Source organism: Thauera aminoaromatica (assembly GCF_000021765.1).
GTDB classification, from domain to species: Bacteria; Pseudomonadota; Gammaproteobacteria; order Burkholderiales; family Rhodocyclaceae; genus Thauera; species Thauera aminoaromatica.
The window spans coordinates 186,043-207,942 of record NC_011662.2 but is presented as its reverse complement, the minus strand read 5'-3'; the positions used below and the strand labels follow the sequence as shown (position 1 = coordinate 207,942).

Genomic DNA, 21,900 nt, shown 5'->3' with positions numbered 1-21,900 from the left:
GCGGCGCCGATGGGGGCGAGCCGTGAGGACGGAAAGGCGTGCGGGGCGAAGGGCAGGGAAACGGACATGGCGGGACAAGCGGGAAGACCGCGGATTATCGCATAGCCGCCGCGCAGCTCCCGCGGATGCGCCGCGCTCGACTATGCTGGACACGAATCCACCCCCACGCCGCCTGCCGGAGGTCCGCCATGAGCAAGCGCCTGCACTCTCTTTCCTCCCTCCTCCGCGCCGCGGTCAGCCTCGCCGCGGCCGCCCTCGCCGCCATCGCCCTCGCCGCGCCCCCCGGAGCGCTGCCGGCGCTCAACATCGCCATCGAGGACACCTCGGTGTCGGGCATCTCTTCGGGCGGCTTCATGTCGGTGCAGATGCAGGTCGCCCACTCCGGGATCGTCCGCGGCGCGGGGGTGGTCGCCGGCGGGCCCTACTACTGTGCGCAGGACAGCGTGCTCAAGGCCACGACCGAATGCTCCTGCACCGGCGCGCCGACGCTGTCGTGCAAGGTCGGCGAGGCCAGCACGGCGGTGCCCGAGCTGGTCGCGGCCACGCGCGCCTTCCGGGCCGAGGGCCGCATCGACGACCCGGCGCAGATCGCCCGCCAGCGCGTGGTGACCGTGGTGGGCGGAAAGGATGCCCTGGTGCCGGCCGCGATCACCCGCCAGCTGCACGGCTACTACGACGCCTTCGGCCTGCCCGCGGCCGCACTCAAGCCGGTGACGCTCGACGCCGCCGGCCACACCATGCCCACCACCGCCTACGGCGGCGCCTGCGGCACGACCGACGAGCCCTACATCGGCAGCTGCGGCTTCGAGGCTGCGCACGCGATCCTCGACTGGATCTACGGCCCCGACGTCGCTCCGCCGCGCACCACGCCCACGCCGGCGGGCCGCTTCGTCGAGTTCGACCAGCGCGCCTACATCCCCGCGACCGGCTTCTTCAGCCATCTGTGGGGCACCGGCCTGGACAAGACCGGCTGGGTCTACATCCCGCCCGCCTGCGCGGCGGGCGAGCGCTGTCGGCTGCACGTGGTGTTCCACGGCTGCAAGCAGGGGCAGAGCTTCCTGCCCTTGCGGCGGCCGCCCGATGGCGGGCTGTACAACGGCACCACCTTCGTGCGCAACACGGGCTACGACCGCTGGGCCGACACCAACCGCCTGGTGGTGCTGTTCCCGCAGGCGGTGTCGATCCCGTGGAAGAACCCCAACGGTTGCTGGGACTGGTGGGGCTACACCGACGCGCACTACGCCACCCGCGACGGCATCCAGATCCGCAGCGTGCGCGCGATGATCGAGCGGCTGGCCTCGGGTCGCCACGACTGAGCGCCGCGGTGGCGCGGGCGCAGCCCGTGTGGCCCAGCCCCGGCGCGTGGACTATAAGGAAAGCAGGGGCCGCCGCCCGGCGGCCCACCCACGCGGGACGGGCTGCGGCGATGCACGGGCCCGCGCGAGGGAGTCCCCATGTCCTATGTCGGAGAGCCCTTCCGCCACGACCTCTTCGTGAGCTACAGCCACGGCGACGACGGTAGCGGCGGCGCCTGCCTCGCGCCGTGGTCGGCCGCGTTCGCGCACGAGCTCGAGCGCGAGCTGCGTGCCGACCGCCGCTTCCGCACCAGCCTGAGCGTGTTCCGCGACCAGGACCACCGCCCGGCGCAGAGCCTCGACCCGATGGCACCGCTCACCGCCCAGCTGCAGGAGCAGATCGCCGGCGCGGCGCTGCTGGTGGTGCTGATGTCGCCCGACTACCTCGCGTCGAAGTGGTGCGCCGACGAGCGCGACTGGTGGTTGCAGCGCCAGGCCGCGCTCGGCCTGCCGCACGAGGAGCGTATCGCGGTGGTGCGCATCTGGCCCACCGACACACCGTGGCCGGCGGCGTTGTGCGATGCGCGCGGCGAGCCGCTGGTCGGCTTCGCCTTCTACCCGGCCGACGGCGTGCCGCCGCGCCCGCTCGGCTGGACCGACCTGCCGGGCGCCTTCGGCAGCGAGTTCCGCAAGGCCCTGCTCGACATGGTCGGCCGGCTCTACCCCAAGCTCGAGGCGATGCGCGCGCGCACCGAGGAGCTGCGCCGCCAGCGCGAGGAGGCCGAGCGCCTGGTCCGCGACGGCGGCCAGCTGCTCTACCTGCACGGCCGCAGCGACCACGCCGCGGCTTGGGAAGAGGCGGCGCTCAAGCTGGTCGACAAGGGCTTCGCGGTGGTGCCGGGCGAGCCCGACCGCGTCGACAGCGATCCGCTGCGCCTGCAGGCCGTGCGCGAGCGCAGGGTGGAGACCCTGAGCGGCTGCGACGCCCTGCTGCTGCTCGGCACCGAGGACGGGCGCGCCCTCGATGCCGACCTCGTGGTGGTGGGCAAGCACGATCGCCAGTCGGCGCGCGCACGCTCTCACCGACTGCTGCCCTGCGGCCTGCTCGACACCGCCGGCGCCACCATCGCCACCAACGTGCGCCGCGCCACCGCGCGCATCGTGCAGGCGGACTGGATCGACGGCACCGACGCAGGCTGGCCGGTCGCGGTGCGCGACTGGCTGGGCGGCAAGGGCTTGCAGGCCGGGGGCGCACCATGAACCCCGGCGCGCCCGCCCCCGCCGACGACGCCTTCGACGCGGTCTTCGCGATCCGCCTGCCGCCCCGCCCCTATCCCGGCCTGCGCCCCTTCGAGCAACATGAGTGGCCGATCTTCTTCGGCCGCGAGCGCATGACCGACGAGATCGTCGACCGCCTGCTCGGCCATCGCCTGCTCGTGGTCCATGGCGACTCGGGCTGCGGCAAGAGCTCGCTGGTGCGCGCCGGCGTGCTGCCGCGGCTGGAGCAGGAGAGCGCGCGCGGCGGCGTGCGCTGGCGTACCTGCACCACACTGCCGCGCGCTGCGCCGCTGTGGAACCTCGCGCGTGCGCTCGCCGCGCTCGACACGCCCGGCGGCGACGGGCACGGGCTGGAGCTGCGCACGATCGCCTTCCGCCGCGCGCTCAACTTCGGCCGCGAAGCCCCGGCGGCGCTCGCCGAGCTGCTCGGCTGCGGCCCGCGCAGCCAGGTCTGCATCCTCATCGACCAGTTCGAGGAGCTCTTCGAGCACGCCCGCCGCCATGGTGCGGAAGAAGCGACCCTGCTGGCCGCCTGCCTGGTCGGCCTGCTCGATGCGCCGCCGGCCGGGCTGTACGCGGTGCTGACCATGCGCTCGGAGTTTCTCGGCGCATGCTCGCGCTACGAGGGCTTCGCCGAGGCGGTCAATCGCACGCAATACCTGCTGCCGCGCATGGAGCACGACGACCTCATGCGGGCGATCCGCGAGCCGGCGGTGCTCTACGACGGAGAGGTGACGCGCGAGCTCGCCGAGCGCCTGATCGTGGACGGCGGCGGCGGACAGGACCAGCTGCCGCTGATCCAGCACGGGCTGATGCTGCTCCACGACGAGCGTGCGCGTGCCGCGGGCCTGGCCCTTGCCGGACCGACCCCGGGCGCGCCGGCGTGGCGGCTCGGGGTGGAGCATTACCACGCCGAGCACGGCCTCGCCGGCCTGCTCTCGGCACACGCCGACGCCGTGCAGGCGCGCGCCGAGCAGCAATGCCTCGGCGGCGAGGCGACGCGGGTGGTGGAAGACCTCTTCCGCGCGCTCACCGACATCAACGCCGAGGGCCAGGCCATCCGCCGGCCCTGCCCGCTCGCACGCCTGGTGGCGGTGACCGGCGCCGAGGAGTCCGTACTGCGCTGCGTGGTGGACACTTTCCGTGCCGACGGCGTGTCCTTCCTCGAGCCCTACGGGCACGAGGCGCTCCCCGCCGACGAGCTCATCGACATCAGCCATGAGGCCCTGATCCGCTGCTGGCGGCGCATCGCCGAGCCGCGCGAGGGCTGGCTGGCGCGCGAGTTCCGCAACGGCCTGGTGTGGCGCGCGCTGCTGGTGCAGGCCGACAGCTTCGAGCGCGACCCGGGCAACGTGCTCGGCGCCACCACCACCGACGAGCGCGAACGCTGGCTGCGCCGGCGCAACGCCGCCTGGGCGGAACGCTACGGTGGCGGCTGGGAGCGCGTGCAGCGCCTGATCGCCGCCAGCGTCGAGGCGCGCGCCCTGCGCGCGGCCGAGCGCGAGGTCGCCGAAAAGCAGCGCCAGGAGGCACGCCGCCTGCGCCGGCGCAGCCGCGCGCTCGCCGTGGGCCTCAGCGTGCTCGCCTTCACCAGCGCGCTTGGCGGACTCGCCTGGCAGCAGTCGCGGATCGCCGAGGCGGCGCGCCGGTTCGCCGAAGGCGAGCGCGAGCTCGCCCTCACCGCACGCGACGAGGTGGTGCGCCAGCTCGAGGCCCTGGTCGAGGCGCGCGAGGCCGAGGCCGCCGCACGCGCTGCGGCCGAGGCGGTGGCGCAGGAGGCGCGGCAATCCGCCACCGCGCTCGCCAGCGTGGTCGACGAACTCGAACGCGCCACCACCGCCGCGAACGCCCCTGCGAGCGGCGACGGACAGGCTGTGCAGCGCAGCCTCACCGAGGCCAAGTCGGAGCTGCGCGCCCAGGTGAGCAATCTCTCCAATCTCTCGGCGCAGCAGGCCGCGCCGCCGGTCTCCGCGGCGCCCGCTCCGGCGTCCGGCGGCGTGGCACCGCGGCTGTGGATCTACATCGCCGAGGAGGGCCAGCGCCCGACCGCCGAGGCGCTGGAGGCGCGCCTGCGCAGTGTGCGCATCGGCGACGCCGCGCTCGAGCTCCCCGGCATCGTGCTGGTCAAGGCCGCCCCCGCGCGCAGCATGCTGCGCTGCTTCCGTACCGAGGAATGCCGCCAGGACGGCGAGGCCCTCGCGCGTGCGCTCGCCGCGCTGCTGCAGTCGCCCACGCCGAGCCTGGAGGATTTCAGCGCGCTCTACGGCAGCAGCGGTTCGGTCCGCGCACGCCATTACGAGCTCTGGTTCGCCCCCGGGGCGATCGTGCTGTCGGCACGCTAGCGCGGAGCCTGCATGCCAGGCGCAGCGCTCAGACGTTCCTGAACCGATCCACCCACCAACGCTCCCCATCGACCAGGACGCCGTATTCCAGCGTGGCGGGTATCCAGGTCTGATCGCGATACGAAGGGCGATGGTAAAAGAAGGTCCCGGGGTGCTCGGCGACGTACCGCTCCATGCTGCGGAAGCGCTTGCCTTCCTCGGACCAGCCGCGGTTCAGCTCGCGCCGCTGCGGGAACAGGTTGATGTCCAGGATGCCTCCGCTGGCGTGACCGAGGAAATGCCCCTTGTCCGCGACGAAGGCTCGATCCCCGAGGACGCGGCGCACCGAGGCATTGACGTCGGGAAAGCCGCGCATGCGCCCGCTGTCGCGACGCATGAGCGGCTCGACCGACAGCGCATAGGCGAGCGTGACCCGTTCGCTCACATGATCGAACTGGAACACGGCGAGATCGAGGTTGATCTCCGACAGCTCGGCATCGGGGAAGACCCGGAGATAGGCATCGCACCAGCCATCGACGCGGGCCTCCCAGTCCGCCAGCGCGGCCGGCGGGCTGCGACCGCTGCGTTCATACAGGCCGGCAAGCGCGGACGACATCATGCTTTCCTATCGTTCGGGCGATCTCAGTCGCCCTGCACATCGAGGATGGCCTGCACGACCCTGCGCCGACCAAGCGCACGGCGCGCCAGGTTCGCCGCCTCGCCGGTGGCGTTCAGCCACTCGGCCAGGCGACAGAGGGCATTGCGGGTCGTGGTCAGATCGCGGCAGTTGGCGAGGAAGATCATCTGGATCTTCTGCACTGGGTCGGACACATAGACACCGAAGGGTGCCGCGACGATGGTCGCATCCGGGAAGCCCAGCTGGCGCATCGCCTGGCTCTCGGTAATGCCTTTCAGGCAGGCGACCAGATGCAGCGGACCGGCCGGTGCTTCCCGTTCGCCGAGTGCCCTGGCGAGGAACAGATGGTCGTGGAGAAAGGGCTGGCCCACCATTTCCCGGGCGGCCGCCACGCCGAAGCCCCCTGGCAGACCATGACAGATGGTGAGCAGCGAGGTTTCGCCCAGAGGCCACAACCAGCCCCCGCTGGATTCGACCGCGCCGAACTCGGCGAGCCCCCCACCGAGCGCGTCTTCCATCGCCTTCTTGCGGTGGCCGAAATCGAGCCGGCTCCAGTCGAGCGGGGCACCGTAGGCGAAACGCCCCTTGCGTGCCTCGCGTCCACCCAGCTTGACCAGCCCGGCCACCGCCTCGCGCAAGGCCTCGCGGCTGCGTGCGACGATGGCGTCGACGTCGGAAGCGGCCGGCGAGGTGGGATTGAGGTCGTCGAAATAGGCCTGGAAGGCCTGATCGCGCTTCAACTCGGCGGCGTCCTTGGGCGCCGTGCCCACGTCGCCGATGCGCACCACCTTGAGCCGCGCCGGCCCATCGTTCCAAGCCTGCTGAAACTCCGCATGGCACACGCCGAGGCCGCGAGCGGGCGCCCAGCCCGCCTCGCCGGTGTAAAGCACCAGGACAATGTCGGCCTTGCGCACCTCCTCGAGCGATTTCTCCCACGCGGTCTCCAGATCGCCCTGCGATTGATCCGGCGCATTGTCGGAGATCCACACCTCGAAAAGCCGCTCGCCGCAGAGGCTTTCCGCTTCGAGTTCGCGCTTCAGCCGCGTGCGGACGACGGTCATCGAAACCCGTGAATCCCCACGGCGCACCGTGGACGCGCAGCGGCTGGAGATCATCACGCGGAGCTTGCGGAAATCGGCCATCGGCCTGTCCTCGTAAGGCGAGGCTGTCATGTTAGGCACCCGGCGGCGATCGTGCATACCCTTGCCTTGCGTGGGGACGCGAAAAAGGGGCAGGTCGACGCATTCGTCGATCTGCCCCTTTTCGGGTTCGCCGGCCGCCGGGCGCTGGCCGGCGGCACATCAACCGCCTCAGGCGGCGCGCGCGCCCTTCAGGATGGCGTTGAGCGTGGCGCTCGGACGCATCACCGCCTTGCACTTCTCGGCGTCGGCCTTGTAGTAGCCGCCGATGTCCACCGCCTTGCCCTGCACCTCGGCGAGCTCGGCGACGATCTTCTGCTCGTTCTCGGCCAAGGCCTTGGCGAGCGGGGCGAACTTGCCCGCCAGCTCGGCGTCTTCCGCCTGTCCGGCGAGGCGCTCGGCCCAGAAGCGGGCGAGGTAGTACTGGCTGCCGCGGTTGTCGAGCTGGCCGGTCTTGGGCGAGGGCGACTTGTTCTCGTCGAGCAGGCGGCCGGTGGCCTCGTCCAGGGTCTTGGCGAGCAGCTTGGCGCGGGCGTTGCCGGTCTTGATGCCGAGGTCCTCCAGCGACACCGCCAGGGCGAGAAACTCGCCGAGCGAATCCCAGCGCAGGTGGTTCTCCTGCACGAGCTGCTGCACGTGCTTGGGCGCCGAGCCGCCGGCACCGGTCTCGTACATGCCGCCGCCGTTCATCAGCGGCACGATCGACAGCATCTTGGCGCTGGTGCCCAGCTCCATGATCGGGAACAGGTCGGTGAGGTAGTCGCGCAGGATGTTGCCGGTCACCGAGATGGTGTCCAGGCCGCGCGCGACACGCTCGAGGGTCACGCGCATCGCGCGCACCTGCGACATGATCTGGATGTCGAGGCCGCTGGTGTCGTGATCCTTGAGGTAGGTCTTGACCTTCTTGATCAGCTCGTTCTCGTGCGGACGATAGGGGTCGAGCCAGAAGATCGCCGGCATGCCGGAGTTGCGCGCGCGGGTGACGGCGAGCTTGACCCAGTCGCGGATCGGCGCGTCCTTGACCTGGCACATGCGCCAGATGTCGCCGGCCTCGACGTTCTGCGACAGCAGCACCTCGCCGGTGGCGAGGTCGGTGATGTTGGCCACGCCGTCCTCGGCGATCTCGAAGGTCTTGTCGTGCGAGCCGTATTCCTCGGCCTTCTGCGCCATCAGGCCGACGTTCGGCACCGTGCCCATCGTGCGCGGGTCGAAGTTGCCGTGCCATTTGCAGAAGTTGATCATCTCCTGGTAGATGCGGGCGAAGGTCGACTCCGGCATCACGCACTTGCTGTCGTACTGCTTGCCGTCGGCCCCCCACATCTTGCCGCCCTGGCGGATCATCGCCGGCATCGAGGCGTCGACGATGATGTCGTTGGGCGAATGGAAGTTGGTGATGCCCTTGGCCGAATCGACCATGGCGAGCGCCGGGCGGTGCTCCTGGCAGGCGTGCAGGTCGCGGATGATCTCGTCGCGCTTGGACTCGGGCAGGGTCTTGATCTTCTCGTACAGGTCGACCATGCCGTTATTGACGTTGATGCCGAGCTCTTCGAACAGCTTGCCGTGCTTCTCGAAGGCGTCCTTGTAGTAGATCTTCACGCAGTGGCCGAAGACGATCGGGTGCGAGACCTTCATCATCGTCGCCTTGACGTGCAGCGAGAACAGGATGCCGGCCTCGCGGCAGTCCTCGAGTTCCTTCTCGTAGAACTCGCACAGCGCCTTCTTGCTCATGAACATCGAGTCGATGATCTCGCCTTCGAGCAGCGAGACCTTGGGCTTGAGCACGATGGTCTTGCCCGACTTGGTGATCAGCTCCATCTTGACGTCGCGCGCGCGGTCGAGCGTCATCGACTTCTCGCCGTGGTAGAAGTCGCCGTGGTGCATGTGGGAGACGTGGGTCTGCGACCACTGCTTCCACTCGCCCATGGAGTGCGGGTGCTTCTTGGCGTAGTTCTTGACTGCGGCGGGCGCGCGACGGTCGGAGTTGCCCTCGCGCAGCACCGGGTTGACGGCCGAGCCGAGGCACTTGCCGAAGCGGACGCGGAGCGCCTTTTCCTCGTCGGTCTTGGGGTCCTCGGGGTAGTCGGGGATCTTGTAGCCCTTCTCCTGCAGTTCCTTGACGCAAGCCTTGAGCTGGGCGACCGAGGCGCTGATGTTGGGCAGCTTGATGATGTTGGTGTCGGGCTCGAGGGTCAGGCGGCCCAGTTCGGCGAGCGTGTCGGGGACGCGCTGGTCTTCGCTCAGGTATTCGGGGAACTCGGCGAGCACGCGCGCCGACACGGAGATGTCGGCCTTCTCGACCTCGACGCCTGCAGGACCGGTGAAGGTGCGGATGATCGGGAGGAAGGCGCACGTCGCCAGCAGCGGCGCTTCGTCCGTGAGCGTGTAGATGATCTTGGATTTGCCTGCAGACATTGATTTCCCCTATATGTTTTAGATCTTGTCCCGACTACCCGATGGCGACCCACTGTCGCCGGCGCGGCAAGGCCGCCGCACGATCGCAGTCGCCCGGAAAAATACCACTTATCGACCTGTCGGGCATCGAAACCTTCTTTCACATCGCGAAATAAACCGCGGCAAGCCTTGCCGGGCCTGGAAACGAGCCCCGCGGTCACGACCCGCGCCACAGACTCGACAGCACGGGCGATCTGCCCGATGCTGCCGCCCTCGCCTTCCTCCTTGCGCCGACGCTCCGCCCGACCCCGGTCCCACGATCATGAGCCTTCCTTCTTCACTGCCCCCATCCGGCGATCCGCGGCCGGCACGCACGCTCGTGTTCCGCGACCACCAGTTGCTCGTGGACCTCGCGGCGACGCCCACGGCCGGCCCGGATTCCTGGCGGGCCGGTCTCGTCGCGCTGCGCACCCTCGACTTCCCCGTGACCACGGGCGAGGCATGGACGGTGGTCGAGGTCGAGCGCACGATCGAGGCACCCGACGGACATGCGTTCCAGCATCTCAAGTCGCTGCTCGACACGCTTGACGGGGAGACGCTCGCCCTCGCCGCGCGCGCCCTCGAGCTGCTCGAGTTCGACCGCGCGCACCGCTTCTGCGGCGCCTGCGGCGCGCCCACCACACTGCGGACGGATCCGCCGGCGCGGCGCTGCAGCGCGCCGGACTGCGGTCGCGAGCACTTTCCGCGCGTCTCGCCGGTGGTGATCGTGGCGGTCGAGCGCGGTGCCGAGATCCTGCTCGGGCGCTCGCCGCACTTCCCGCCCGGCCTCTACAGCACGCTCGCCGGCTTCGTGGACGCGGGCGAATCGGCCGAGCAGGCGGTGCATCGCGAGATCTTCGAGGAGACCGGCCTGCGCATCCGCGCGCCACGCTATTTCTCCAGCCAGGCGTGGCCCTTCCCGCATGCGCTGATGCTCGGCTACCAGGCCGAGTACGCCGGCGGGGACATCGTCTGCGCTCCGGGCGAGATCGAGGATGCGCGCTTCTTCCATGTCGACGCGCTGCCGCCGCTGTTCCCGATCCGCTACGCGATGGCCAACCAGCTGCTGCGCGACTTCTGCCTGCGCCACGGGCGACCGTGGCCGCCCGCTCAGGCGACGCCTGCCGCGGCCTGAGCGTCGCGCCGGTCCACGATCTTCAGCAGCACCAGCAACACGGTGCCCACGCCCATCATCGCCGCGGCGAACCACAGCCCGCCTGCGTAGCTGCCGAAGGTCTCGCCCAGCCAGCCGGTCACCGCCGGGCCGAGGATCTGCGCGACGCCATAGGAGATGGTCATCTTGCCCATCATCTTGGCCGGCCGCGTCGGGTAGTAACGCCCGGCCATGGTCAGCACCAGGCTGACCATGCCGACGAAGGTGCCGCCGAAGAGCAGGGCGCCGGCGATCGCCCCCAGGCTGCCACCGACCACCACCGGCAGCAGGATGCCGACGATCTGCAGCACCGCGGCGAGGATCAGCGCGTTCAGCGCGCCGGTACGGCGGGCGATGAAATCCCACACGATGCAGGCCGGCATCGCCGCCAGGCCGATGGCGAGAAAGCTCCAGCTCCCCTGGCCCTCCAACCCGGGCAGGCGATTGACGATGGCGACGATGAAGGTCGCGCTGACCACGAAGCCGACGCCGGCACAGAAGTAGGACGCCATGAAGATGCGCAGGAAGAGCGGGCTGGGCGGGTCGTCGTGCATCGGCGCGCCGCTGCGCGTCAGCCCGCTGGTGTCGGGTGCCGGCAGCCAGCGCAGCGCCGGCACCAGCAGCACGCAGGCAATCGCGGTGAACACGAACCACTGCGCACGCCAGTCCAGCCACAGGCTCATCAGCGCCACGGCCACCGAGCAGCCGGCGATGCCCAGACCGATGCCGGCGAAGTGGATGCCGAGCTCGTGGCGATGGTTGTGACGGATCAGCCAGTTCAGGATCAGGCCCGTGCCGAGCAACATCGCCGCCGCACTCGAAAGTCCGGCCAGGTAGCGCGACACCGCCCACACCGTGAAATCGGTGGTGAGCCCCATCATCAGCGTGGTCAGCACCGCGACCACCATGCCGATGCGGTAGAGGCGGTCCTTGAGCACGAGGTCGCTGATCGAGGCGGCGAGCAGCGCGCCGCTCAGGTAACCGGTGTAATTGATTGCCGCGAGCCAGCCGCCCTCGGCCAAACCGAGCCCGGCCTGGGCCTGCATCAGCGGCAGCAGCGGGGTATAGGCGAAGCGCGCCACGCCGAGCGCGAGCATCAGGCTGAAGATGCCCGCACCGAGCACCTTCAGACGCTGGATCTGGTAGTCCATCTTGTCGTTTTCCATCTCCTCCGGACGCGACACGATAGACGGGGAGTCGTATCCGTTCAAGCAAATGTTTCGACACGAAGCTTTCATCCGGCCACGCGCCCCCGGCTCCTGGCGACCGGCTAAACTTCGGCCCCTGGACCCGGTGCTGCCGTGCACGCCGATCCGCCCCACGCCTCCCGCAGGCCCATCTCCTGCCACGTCCACAGAATCCTCCCGATGCGCCCGCTGATCCGAGTCTTCCTCCTGCTCCTGTTTACGCTGCTGGCCCCCTGGGCCGCCGCCGAAGCGCCGCCACGGCCGCAGCCGGACGAGCTGCGCGCGCGCGCGCAGGCGCTCGCGGACCGCAAGCTGCCCGAGGCCGAGCAACGCGCCGCGCAGCAGGCGCTGGAACAGGCCCAGGCCAGCCTCGCCAGCGCCGATGACCATCGCCGCCGGCTCGATTCGCTCAAGCAGACACTCGCCGACGCACCGGCACAGATCGCCGAGGCGCGTCGCCAGCTCGCCGCGCTGCCCGCGGCCGCGCCGGTCGCGGCGCCCGCCGCCGACACCCCGCTCGCCCGCCTCGAGGAGCGCCTCGCCGAACAGGAGGCCGCGCTCGCCGACTGGCGCCGCCGCCTCGACGAGGCCGACAGCCTGCTCGTCGCCGCGCGCACCGGCCCCGAGCGCGCACAGACCGAGATCAGCACCGGCCAGGTGCGCATGGCGGCGATCGAGGCCATGCTCGCGAGCGGACGCGAAGCCGGGCGCGACAGCCGCGCGCTCAGCCCGGAGCGCCGCGACGCGCTCGCCGCCGAATGGCATGCGCTCGACGCCCAGCTCGCGCTGCGCCGCCAGGAGCTCGCCGGCAACAGCGGCCTGATCGACCTCGGCCTCGCCCGCCAGGAGCTCGCGCGCCTGCAGCTCGCCCGCCTCGAGGAGGCGGCACGCGCGCTGCAGGACGCGATCAGCCGCCAGCGCGCCAGCCAGGCCGAGCAGACCGTGCAGGCGCTCGCCGACGTAAGTGCCGACGCGAGCCACGACGACCTCCTCGCCCGCGAGGCGGCGATCAACCAGCAGCTGTCCGAATACCTGCTGGGCGCCACCGAGAAGCTCGACGCCCTCACCCGGCGCAACCAGGCGGTAAGCCAGCAACTCGACATGCTCAACCGCAGCACCACGCTGATCGACGAGCAGATCGGCGTGCTTCAGGGCAGCGTCCTGCTCTCGCGCATCCTGCTCGAGCAGCGCCGGGCGCTGCCCGCCCCGACGACCGACGCCGGCCTCGCCGACCAGATCGCCGACATCCGCCTGTACCAGTTCGAGATCAACAAGCAGCGCGAACAGCTCTCCATCCCGGCCGCCCACGCCGAACGCCTGCTCGCCGACGCCGGCGAGGCCGACCCGGCCGTGCGCGAACCGCTGCTGGCGCTGCTCGCCACCCGCAGCGAGCTGCTCGAGCGCCTCAACCGCGAGCTCAACGCGGTGCTCGCCCAGTCGATCACGCTGCAGCTCGCCGAGCGCCAGCTGCTGGTGAGCGCCGACCGCCTGCGCGCCACGCTCGACAAGCAGATGTTCTGGATCCCGAGCAACCGCCCGCTCGACCTCGCCTGGCTGCAGGCGGTGCCGGCCGCGCTCGCCAAGCAGTTCGCCGCGATCCCGTGGGGCTCGGCCGTCGGCGAGCTGTGGGCGGGCCTGCAGGCGCGGCCCTTCCTGTTCCTGCCGGTGTTGCTGTTGAGCGTCGGCCTGTTCGCGCGCCGGCGCTGGCTGCGCGCGCAGCTCGACAGCCTGCATGCGGACATCGGCTACGTGCGCCGCGACAGCCAGCTCCACACCCCGCGCGCGATCCTGCTCAACATGCTGCTGACCTTGCCGGTAAGCCTGCTGCTGGCGCTCGGCGGCATCGCCCTGCAGATGGACGCGCGCGGCCAGAACGCGGCCCTGGGCGCGGCGCTGATGGACATGGCACAGGCCTGGCTGGTGTTCCGCACCGCCCATCGCCTACTCACGCCGGGCGGGGTGGCCGAACGCCACTTCCAGTGGCCCGTCGAGCGCGTGCGCGCACTGCACCGCAACCTGAACAAGCTCGGTCTGGTGGTGGTGGCGGTGGTCGCGGTGGTGGCGATCGCGGAGCGCCAGCCCGAGAGCCTGGGCATCGACGTGCTGGGCATCCTGATCCTGCTCGTCGGCTACGCCACCATGGCCTGGCTGCTGGTGCGCGGCCTGCTGCACACGCGCCTGGAAGACCGCCCCTCCCCGTTGCGCGTGTTCGTGGGGCTGGCGCTCGGCCTCATGCCGCTCGCGCTGATCGGCGCGCTGGTGATGGGCTACTACTACACCGCGCTCAAGCTCACCGGCCGCCTGGTGGACACCCTGTACGTGCTGATCCTGTGGCGACTCGCCGAAGGCCTGCTGGTGCGCGCGCTCGGCGTCGCCGCGCACCGCATCGACCATCAGCGCGCGGTCGCGCGCCGCGAGGCCGCCGAGCGCGAGGGCCGCGCCGGCGCCGACAGCGAGCCGGCTGCGGTGGCCGAGGCGCCGATGCTCGACATCGCCCGCATCAACCAGCAGTCGCTGCGCCTGCTCCACCTGGCCCTGCTGTCCGGCCTCGCGGTGGCGCTTTACTGGGTGTGGGCCGACCTGCTGACGGTGGTGTCCTACCTCGACAACATCACCCTGTACGAGTACGCCAGCGGCAGTGGCGAGACCGCCGGCGTGGTGCCGATCAGTCTCGCCGACCTGCTCGGCGCGCTGGCGATCGCGGCGATCGCCTTCATGCTCGCCACCAACCTGCCGGGCCTGCTCGAGGTGCTGGTGCTGTCGCGGCTCCAGCTCGCCCAGGGCAGCGCGTATGCGATCACCACGCTGCTCTCCTACGTCATCGTCGGCGTCGGCATCGCTTCCACGCTGGGCACCCTGGGGGTGAGCTGGGACAAGCTGCAGTGGCTGGTGGCGGCGCTGTCGGTGGGCCTGGGCTTCGGCCTGCAGGAGATCTTCGCCAACTTCGTCTCCGGTCTGATCATCCTGTTCGAGCGCCCGCTGCGCATCGGCGACGTGGTGACGATCGGCAACGTCTCGGGGACGGTGAGCCGCATCCAGATCCGCGCCACCACGATCACCGACTTCGACCGCAAGGAGATGATCGTGCCCAACAAGGCCTTCATCACCGGCCAGCTCACCAACTGGTCGCTGACCGACACGGTGACGCGGGTGACGATCAAGCTCGGCGTGGCCTACGGCGCCGACCTGGAGACGACGCGGCGCCTGCTGCTCGCGATCGCGGCCGAAAACGCGCGCGTGCTGAAGGATCCGGAACCGCTGGTGTTCTTCCTCAACTTCGGCCCCAGCACGCTCGACCACGAGCTCCGGGTGCACGTGCGCGAACTCGGCGACCGCAACGCCGCGATCGACGAGATCAACCGCGAGATCGACCGCCGCTTCCGTGAAGCGGGAATCGAGATCGCCTTCAACCAGATGGATGTGCACATCCGCAGCATCGCCGACGGCCGCGAGGCCTTGCTGCAGCAAACGGCGGTGACTCCGCCCGCCGGTTCACCGGGTCAACAAGGATAGATGGGAACGCGGCTGCGCCGGGCGTGGGGCGACTGGCGTCACGACGGGGTGCGGCCGCCGGGGCCGTCCCTGCGCGGATCCTCCTCGATCTCCACCTCGCGGATCACCTCGCCCTCGATGATCAGCCCGCGATTGCCAGCGGCGGGACCGTAGCCGCCCGCACGAGCACCGCCTGCGGCCGCCTGCGCGTCCATCTGCGCCCGCATCGCCTTGCGCAGGGCACGCGTCTTCCACCACACCCAGCCCCAGATCGCCACGCCGGCGGTCAGCAGCACCGCGAAGAAGGCGACCGAGAAGGTCAGCGCGAGCATGAAGACGCCCGCCATGACCACCGCGCCCACCACCTTCTGCAGCAGCGTGGGCGGCTTGGCGGCCGGCCCGCCGAGGGTCTGGAAGATGCCGGAGAATCGGGGATCCCTGTACATGAGTCGGTCCTGTCGGGCGGCGCGGACCGTCCGCGCCGCATGCGGGGGTGTGAGCCCCTGGCGGAAAAAAGATTCCATGCAGGCGAAGATGTGCATGGATTGCTTACACATTCTCGCCCAATCGGAGCGCGCTTGCCGAGCGCGGCGAGCCACCCGCATTGAAAACCCCGCCCGGACACGCGAACATCCGTCCATGCCCGCCCTCGCCCTGCACCAGCTCCGCACCCGCCACATCGGCCCGGTCGATCTCGACGTCGCCGCCGGCGAATGTGTCTGCATCCGCGGCGCCTCGGGCAGCGGCAAGTCCCTGCTGCTGCGCGCGATCGCCGATCTCGACCCGCACGCGGGCGAGGCCCTGCTGGATGGGCGCGCGTGCTCGTCCATGCCGGGCCCGGCCTGGCGGCGCCGGGTGGCGCTGGTGATGGCCGAGGGCCAGTGGTGGGCCGATACGGTCGGCGAGCACTTTCCCGCCGGCTGCACGCCCACCTGGCTGGACCGCGTGGGCCTGCCCGCCGGGGCGCTCGACTGGCAGGTGGCGCGCTGCTCCACGGGCGAGCGCCAGCGCCTGGCGCTGCTGCGCACGCTGATGCAGGGGCCGGCGGTGCTGCTGCTCGACGAACCCACCGGCAACCTCGACGAGGACAGCACCGCGCGCGTCGAGGCCGTGCTCGACGACTACCGGCGCGAGCACGCCGCCGCGCTGCTGTGGGTCAGCCACGACCCGCGCCAGGCCGCACGGGTGGCGCGGCGCCGCTTCCTGCTCGAGGACGGCAAGCTGGTGGAGGAAGAGGAAGGCGGGAAGGCGGCCGCGGACAAAGGAAAGGCTGCAGGCGCGGACAGGCCCCCCGACACCGAGGGCGCGGCATGGTGATGGAGCTCTCGGTCCTCGACCTTGCGCTCGCCGCGCTGCTGATCCTGGCGCTGGCCGGGCTGTCGCTGCGCCTGGGCCTGGGCATCGAGCAGCGCCTGGTGGTGGCGGCCGCGCGCACCACGATCCAGTTGCTGCTGATCGGTCTGGTGCTGAAGCTGCTGTTCGACAACGCGCACTTCCTGTGGGTGGCGGCGATGGCCGCGGTGATGATCACCGCCGCCGGGCGCGAGGTGATGGCGCGGCAGAAGCGCCGCTTCGTCGGGTGGTGGGGCTTCGGCCTGGGCACGCTGTCGATGTTCGTGTCCTCCTTCACCGTCAGCGTGCTGGCGCTGCTGGTGGTGATCGGCAACACGCCGTGGTATGCGCCCCAGTACGCGATCCCGCTGCTCGGCATGGTGCTCGGCAACACCATGAACGGCATCGCCCTCGGGCTGGACCGCCTGACCCAGGAGGCGAGCGCGCGGCGCATGGTGCTCGAGACCCGGCTCGCCCTCGGCCAGAACTGGAACGAGACCATCGCCGACACCCGGCGCGAGGCGATCCGCGTCGGCATGATCCCGATCATCAACGCCATGGCCGCCGCCGGCATCGTCAGCCTGCCCGGCATGATGACCGGCCAGATCCTCGCCGGCACCGCGCCGGTGGAGGCGGTGAAATACCAGATCCTGGTGATGTTCCTGATCGCCGGTGGCACCGGCTTCGGTACCGTGGTGGCGGTGAGCCTGGGCGCGCGCCGGCTCTTCGACGAGCGCCAGCGCCTGCGCCTCGACCGCCTGCGCACCGGCGCGGATTGAGGCAGGGGGGGCGATGAACGGGCCCGGCGCGCGCACCGCGACATCCCTCCGCCCCCTCTCGCCCGCGCAGGCGGCGGCCGGCGCCACGCCCCGGGTCGGGCAGCCCTCGCCGCTGATCCTGTTCGGTGCCTTCGACCGCCACAACCTCGGCGACCTGCTGCTCGGCCGCATCGCAGCGGAACTGGCCGCGCGCCTCCTGCCCGGACGGGAGCTGCGCTTCGCCGGCCTCGCCGTGCGCGATCTGCGTGCGGACGGCGGTGCCCGCGTGGAAGCGCTCGCCGAACTCGCCGCGGAATGGAAGCCGCCCCGTCGCGACACGCCCCCGCCGGGGCTGCTGCAGGTGGGTGGCGAGATCCTCGACTGCAGCGCCTGGGAGGCGGCAGTGATGCTGCTCGACAACGCCGGCGCCGCACGCGCGATCGCGCTATACGACCACGACCCCGCCGCGCGCGCGGCCTGGGCACGGCACGCGCTCGGGGTTCCGCGTGGTCTGCCCTACCTCGCTGCGCATGCCGCGCTGCCGCCCGGCACGCGCAGCGTGCACACCGGCATCGGCGGGGTCGGCTTCGCGGCCCTGCCCGCGGCGCTGCGTGCCGAGGCGCTTGCCGAGCTGCGCGCGGCCGCAGGGGTGCAGGTGCGCGACCGCTGCACCCGCGACGCCCTCGCCGCCGCGGGCCTCGACGCGGCGCTGGTCCCCGACCCCGCGGTGCTGGTCGAACGCCTGCTCGGCGCCGAGGTGGCGCACCACGCCGCGACGGGCGAGGTCGCGGCGCTGCGGGCACGCTTCGCGCGAGGCTACGTGGCGGTGCAGCTCGCGGCAGAGTTCGGCGACGACGCCACCCTCGCCACGCTCGCGGGCGAGCTTGCGGCGATCCAGCGCGAGCGCGACCTGGGCATCGTGCTGTTCTGCGCCGGGCGTGCGCCCTGGCACGACGACCCCGACGTACTGCAGCGCCTGCGCCGCCGCCTGCCCGATCCGGAGGCGGCCGTCATCGCCGCCTCCCCCCACGTCATGGATCTGTGCGCGTTGATCGCCAACGCCGCGCTATGCTGCGCGAGCAGCCTGCACGCACGCATCGTCGCCGACGCCTTCGCGCGTCCCGCGATCGGCCTCCTTCCAGGCGGGGCACCGCAGGCCGCGAAGCTGCGCGCCTGGCTCGACACCTGGCACCCGCCACGACGCCATCACCTGGCTGCGTCGGGGAACCTCCGCGCGCTCGCGCGCTCCGTGCTGGACGAAGCGCCCGCCGAGCGCAAGGCGCAGGCCGTGCGTCTCGCCGACCTCGCCGAGACGGCGGCGCGCGCAGCCTTCGCCCGACTTTTCGATCCGATCGACCCCGAGGACAAGACCCCATGACCGATCTCTTCACCCCGCTGCAGGCGGGCGATCTCGCCCTGCCCAACCGCGTCCTGATGGCCCCGCTCACGCGCTGCCGCGCCGAGGACGGCCACGTGCCCGGCGCGCTGATGGCCACCCACTACGCCCAGCGCGCCAGCGCCGGCCTGCTGATCGCCGAGGCGACGATGGCGATGGAGGGCAACTCCGCCTTCTGGCACGAGCCCGGCATCCACTCCGAGGCCCAGGTCGCAGGCTGGAAGAAGGTCACCGACGCGGTGCATGCCGCCGGCGGGCGCATCGTATTGCAGATCTGGCACGGCGGCCGCGCCTGCCACCCGCTGCTCAACGACGGCCGCCAGCCGGTTGCGCCCAGCGCGCTCGCGATCACCGGCGACGAGGTGCACACGCCCCAGGGCAAGCAGCCCTACGTCGTGCCGCGCGAACTGCGCGACGACGAGCTGCCGGACATCGTCGCCGGCTTCGCGCGCGCCGCCGAGAACGCCCGTGCCGCCGGCTTCGACGGCGTGGAAGTGCACGGCGCCAACGGCTACCTGCTCGACGAGTTCCTGCGCGACGGCAGCAACCAGCGCGGCGGTCCCTACGGCGGACCGCGCGAGAACCGCGCCCGCCTGCTCTTCGAGGTGCTCGACGCGGTGTGCAAGGTGTGGGGCGGCGGCCGCGTCGGCGTGCGCCTGTCGCCGCTCAACAGCTACAACGACATGATCGACAGCGACCCGATCGGGTTGGCAAGCTGGCTCGCCGGCTGCCTGAACGACTGGCGGCTCGCTTACCTGCACCTGATGCGCGGCGATTTCTTCGGCCAGCAGCACGGCGACGTGGTGACACCGGTGCGCGCCGCCTACCGTGGCGTGCTGATCGGCAACATGGGCTACTCGGCGGACGAAGCGAACGCCGCGATCGCCGCCGGCAAGCTCGACGCGGTCGCCTTCGGCACCGCCTTCCTCGCCAACCCCGACCTGCCCGAACGCATCCGCCGCAAGGCCGCGCTCAACGCGCCCGATCCGGCGACCTTCTACACCCCCGGGCCGAAGGGATACACCGATTACCCGACGCTGGCGGACGGCGCCTGATCCCGCGCCGGTACGCCCGCGCGGGCGTACCGGCGCCGCTCAGACGGCCACCAGGCGGCGGAAGATGCCGAAGCTCCACTGCGCACCCACGGTCAACACCACCACGCGCAACACATGGCACACGGTGACCAGGGGTACGCCCAGCTGCAGCACCTTGGCGGTGATGCACATCTCCGACACTCCGCCGGGAGCGGTCGCCAGCGCCAGCGTCGACAGCGGCACCTCCGCGACCAGGCCGAGCAGGGTCGCGAGGGCGAACGCAAGCACGATCGACATCGCCCCGGTGAGCGCCGCGACGCTCATGAAGCGTGGCGCGGCGCGGAAGAAGGCACGCGAGAAGCGACAGCCGAGGGCACAGCCGATCAGCAGCTGACCGCCATTGACGACCCAGGGCGGCAGCGCCGACAGCGGCACGCCGGCCAGCGTCGCCAGCGCCACGCCGAGCAGCGGCCCGAGCACCCACGCATTGGCGATGCGCAGCAGCTTGAACGCCCCCACCCCGAGCAGGCTCGCGCCCACCAGCAGCGGGAAGTGCTGCGCGTCCACATCCCGCGCCAGGGGCACGTAGACGTCGCTGCCCTGCACCCCGGCGAAGGTGAGCGCGAAGGGCAGCACCGACACCACCATCATGACCCGGATGGCGTGCGCCGCGGCGATGCGGTCCACCGCACCGCCGTGGCGATCGGCGAGGTTGGCCATCTCCGAGGCCCCGCCCGGCAGGGCGGCGAAGAACGCGGTCGGCGCATCCACGCCCCCCAGCCGCAGCAGAATGAAGGCGTAGGCCATGCCGAGCACCAGCGAGCCCAGCGCGGCCGCGATCACCAGCGGCGCATGCAGGCTCAGTTGCGCCACCACCTCCGGACTGAAGTACAGCCCGAGCGCGGCGCCGATCGCCCATTGTCCCGTCTGCCGTCCACCGGGGAGCGGGCGCAGGTCCCGGTCGGCCATGCGTGCGCCGGCCACGGCGAACAGCGGGCCGATCATCCACGGCAGCGGCAGGTGCAGGCGTTCGGCCAGCCAGCCGGCGAGCGTGGCGAGCGCGAGCGTGGGAAGGATCTGGCGCCAGGCGGCGAGACGGAGCGTGGAGAGGGCGGACATCGGCAGGAGATCGGCGAGAGATCGGGACGAAACGGAGAAAGGGCCGCTGGGGACGCACCGCGATCCGGGACCACGCTGCGCGGCGGTGGGGGAGAGGGCCGGGGATCCGGTCGGCCGGGCGGGCCTCACTCGGAAGCCGGCCGCGTCGCCGCATCCCACTGGCGCAGGAAGGCCTGCTTCTTGGCCTGGTCCTGGTAGGCGAGCAGCCCGGAGCCGATGCGGATCGGGCGGAAGGCATGCTGCAGGTTGTGGTGGAGCAGCGCGGCAGCGCTGTCCGCGCCCGCGGTGCCGGCGTCGGTGCGCACCGGCAGCAGGCCGAGGTTGGCGGCGAGCAGGGCCTGGCCTCGGGTCGACAGCAGATGATCGAGCCACAGGCGCGCCGCCGCCGGATGACGCGCGCCACGCACGATGAAGGCGACCCGGCTCAGCACCAGCGTGTAGTCCCGCGGCAGCGCCACCCCGAGCGCCGGATCGCTGCGCGCCCGCCGGTGCGCGTACGAGCCCAGCACGTTGTAGGCGAGCACCAGCTTGCCCGCGGCGACGCGGTCGAGCATCTCGCTGCTCGCCGCGTGCTGCTCCAGGCCCTGCCGGCCCATGCCGCGCGCGAGCTGCCAGAACACGATCGGGTTGGCCTGCGCGTCCTGCGTGTGCAGCAGCAGGCCGAGGCCGGAGCGCTCGGGGTCGTAGGTGGCGATGCGCCCGCGCAACGGCGCCGGGTCGCGATCGAGCAGGCGGATCAGCTCCGCATGGCTGTCGGGCACCTCGGTCGTGCCGAGCAGATGCTTGTTGTAGACGATCACCGCCGGCTCGTAGGTGGTGCCGAAGGCCTCGTCCTTCCACACCGCCCAGCGCGGCAGCGCCGCGGTCTCGGCGGAGCGGTGCGGCTGGGCGTGGCCGTCGTTGACCAGCTTCACCTGCAGGTCCATCGCCGAGCTCCACACCACGTCGGCACCGGCCAGCCCGCGCCGGGCCTCGTCGACCACGCGCGCATGGAGTTCGGCCGAGTGCATGTCGTGGTACTGCACCCGAACGCCGGGATGGAGGGCCTCGAAGTCGTCGATGACCGGCTTGACCACCGCGAGGTCGGTCGCCGCATAGACGACCACCACGCCCTCCAGGCGTGCCTGATCGAAGCGATCGGCGATCGGCTCGGCCCGCGCCGGGGCGATCGCCACCGCCGCCACGACCGCCAGCACCGTCTTCAGCGCGGCCCTCCCACCCCTGATCCTCATCACCCCTCCTCCTCGTGCTCCGCGTGCCCCCGCGCCCGCACCGCCATGCGGGGAATGCCCGGCATGTGCCGCCTTGGACGCACCCCGGCTTTGCGCC

Annotated in this window: 16 protein-coding genes; 9 read left to right on the top strand and 7 right to left on the bottom strand. The window is 71.4% G+C overall.

What is annotated here, in order from left to right; genetic code table 11:
- Window positions 1–188: 188 nt before the first annotated feature.
- From TMZ1T_RS00820 to TMZ1T_RS00810, 3 genes are all read left to right on the top strand, one after another.
- The gene (locus tag TMZ1T_RS00820) at window positions 189–1,316 is read left to right on the top strand and encodes an extracellular catalytic domain type 2 short-chain-length polyhydroxyalkanoate depolymerase (protein ID WP_012584289.1); all 1,128 of its coding nucleotides are present in this window, start codon (window positions 189–191) and stop codon (window positions 1,314–1,316) included.
- Between the two features lie 138 nt (window positions 1,317–1,454).
- Window positions 1,455–2,555 (top strand): toll/interleukin-1 receptor domain-containing protein, encoded by a 1,101-nt coding sequence (locus tag TMZ1T_RS00815; RefSeq protein ID WP_012584288.1) that lies wholly within the window; start codon window positions 1,455–1,457, stop codon window positions 2,553–2,555.
- Window positions 2,552–4,915, top strand: a complete 2,364-nt coding sequence (locus TMZ1T_RS00810; RefSeq protein ID WP_012584287.1) for an nSTAND1 domain-containing NTPase — start codon at window positions 2,552–2,554, stop codon at window positions 4,913–4,915. Before TMZ1T_RS00815 ends, TMZ1T_RS00810 begins: the two co-directional genes overlap by 4 nt.
- A 28-nt stretch (window positions 4,916–4,943) precedes the next feature.
- On the opposite strand, the gene TMZ1T_RS00805 is transcribed toward TMZ1T_RS00810, so the two are convergent.
- The 3 genes from TMZ1T_RS00805 to TMZ1T_RS00795 form a co-directional block, all read right to left on the bottom strand.
- Window positions 4,944–5,513, bottom strand: a complete 570-nt coding sequence (locus tag TMZ1T_RS00805) for a hypothetical protein (RefSeq protein WP_261789144.1) — start codon at window positions 5,511–5,513, stop codon at window positions 4,944–4,946.
- Between the two features lie 23 nt (window positions 5,514–5,536).
- Window positions 5,537–6,673 carry a hypothetical protein gene (locus TMZ1T_RS00800; protein ID WP_004323642.1) on the bottom strand — a complete coding sequence of 379 codons (1,137 nt, stop codon included), beginning with the start codon at window positions 6,671–6,673 and terminating at the stop codon, window positions 5,537–5,539.
- Between the two features lie 168 nt (window positions 6,674–6,841).
- The gene (locus TMZ1T_RS00795) at window positions 6,842–9,082 is read right to left on the bottom strand and encodes an NADP-dependent isocitrate dehydrogenase (RefSeq protein ID WP_004323643.1); all 2,241 of its coding nucleotides are present in this window, start codon (window positions 9,080–9,082) and stop codon (window positions 6,842–6,844) included.
- A 301-nt stretch (window positions 9,083–9,383) separates the two neighbouring features.
- On the opposite strand from TMZ1T_RS00795, the gene nudC reads away from it, so the two are divergent.
- Complete coding sequence (gene nudC / locus TMZ1T_RS00790) at window positions 9,384–10,235, top strand: NAD(+) diphosphatase (RefSeq protein WP_012584285.1); 852 nt, start codon at window positions 9,384–9,386, stop codon at window positions 10,233–10,235.
- Here nudC and TMZ1T_RS00785 read toward each other — a convergent pair.
- Window positions 10,211–11,404, bottom strand: coding sequence for a YbfB/YjiJ family MFS transporter (locus TMZ1T_RS00785; RefSeq protein ID WP_012584284.1), 1,194 nt, complete (start codon window positions 11,402–11,404; stop codon window positions 10,211–10,213). The genes nudC and TMZ1T_RS00785 overlap by 25 nt on opposite strands.
- Before the next feature lie 216 nt (window positions 11,405–11,620).
- Between TMZ1T_RS00785 and mscK the strand changes: the two genes are divergently transcribed.
- A complete protein-coding gene (gene mscK / locus TMZ1T_RS00780; RefSeq protein WP_012584283.1) occupies window positions 11,621–14,953 on the top strand; it encodes a mechanosensitive channel MscK in 3,333 nt (1,110 codons plus the stop codon).
- A gap of 38 nt (window positions 14,954–14,991) precedes the next feature.
- Here mscK and TMZ1T_RS00775 read toward each other — a convergent pair whose 3' ends face one another.
- The gene (locus TMZ1T_RS00775) at window positions 14,992–15,378 is read right to left on the bottom strand and encodes a hypothetical protein (RefSeq protein WP_004325598.1); all 387 of its coding nucleotides are present in this window, start codon (window positions 15,376–15,378) and stop codon (window positions 14,992–14,994) included.
- A 193-nt stretch (window positions 15,379–15,571) separates the two neighbouring features.
- On the opposite strand from TMZ1T_RS00775, the gene TMZ1T_RS00770 reads away from it, so the two are divergent.
- From TMZ1T_RS00770 to TMZ1T_RS00755, 4 genes are read left to right on the top strand one after another with little or no spacing between them, the layout of a single operon-like run.
- Entirely contained in the window at window positions 15,572–16,249 is a 678-nt protein-coding gene (locus TMZ1T_RS00770) for an ABC transporter ATP-binding protein (protein WP_012584282.1), read from the top strand.
- Window positions 16,243–17,043 (top strand): ABC transporter permease, encoded by an 801-nt coding sequence (locus TMZ1T_RS00765; protein ID WP_004325594.1) that lies wholly within the window; start codon window positions 16,243–16,245, stop codon window positions 17,041–17,043. The genes TMZ1T_RS00770 and TMZ1T_RS00765 overlap by 7 nt, the downstream gene beginning before the upstream one ends.
- Window positions 17,044–17,056: 13 nt before the next feature.
- Window positions 17,057–18,400, top strand: a complete 1,344-nt coding sequence (locus tag TMZ1T_RS00760) for a polysaccharide pyruvyl transferase family protein (protein WP_012584281.1) — start codon at window positions 17,057–17,059, stop codon at window positions 18,398–18,400.
- On the top strand, window positions 18,397–19,473 hold the full coding sequence (locus TMZ1T_RS00755) for an alkene reductase (protein WP_004316096.1): 1,077 nt from the start codon (window positions 18,397–18,399) through the stop codon (window positions 19,471–19,473). Before TMZ1T_RS00760 ends, TMZ1T_RS00755 begins: the two co-directional genes overlap by 4 nt.
- A gap of 39 nt (window positions 19,474–19,512) precedes the next feature.
- Here the strand turns inward: TMZ1T_RS00755 and TMZ1T_RS00750 are convergent, their stop codons facing one another.
- A complete protein-coding gene (locus TMZ1T_RS00750; RefSeq protein ID WP_004316095.1) occupies window positions 19,513–20,571 on the bottom strand; it encodes an AbrB family transcriptional regulator in 1,059 nt (352 codons plus the stop codon).
- 125 nt (window positions 20,572–20,696) lie between these two features.
- Complete coding sequence (locus TMZ1T_RS00745) at window positions 20,697–21,803, bottom strand: ABC transporter substrate-binding protein (protein WP_012584280.1); 1,107 nt, start codon at window positions 21,801–21,803, stop codon at window positions 20,697–20,699.
- Between the last annotated feature and the right edge of the window lie 97 nt (window positions 21,804–21,900).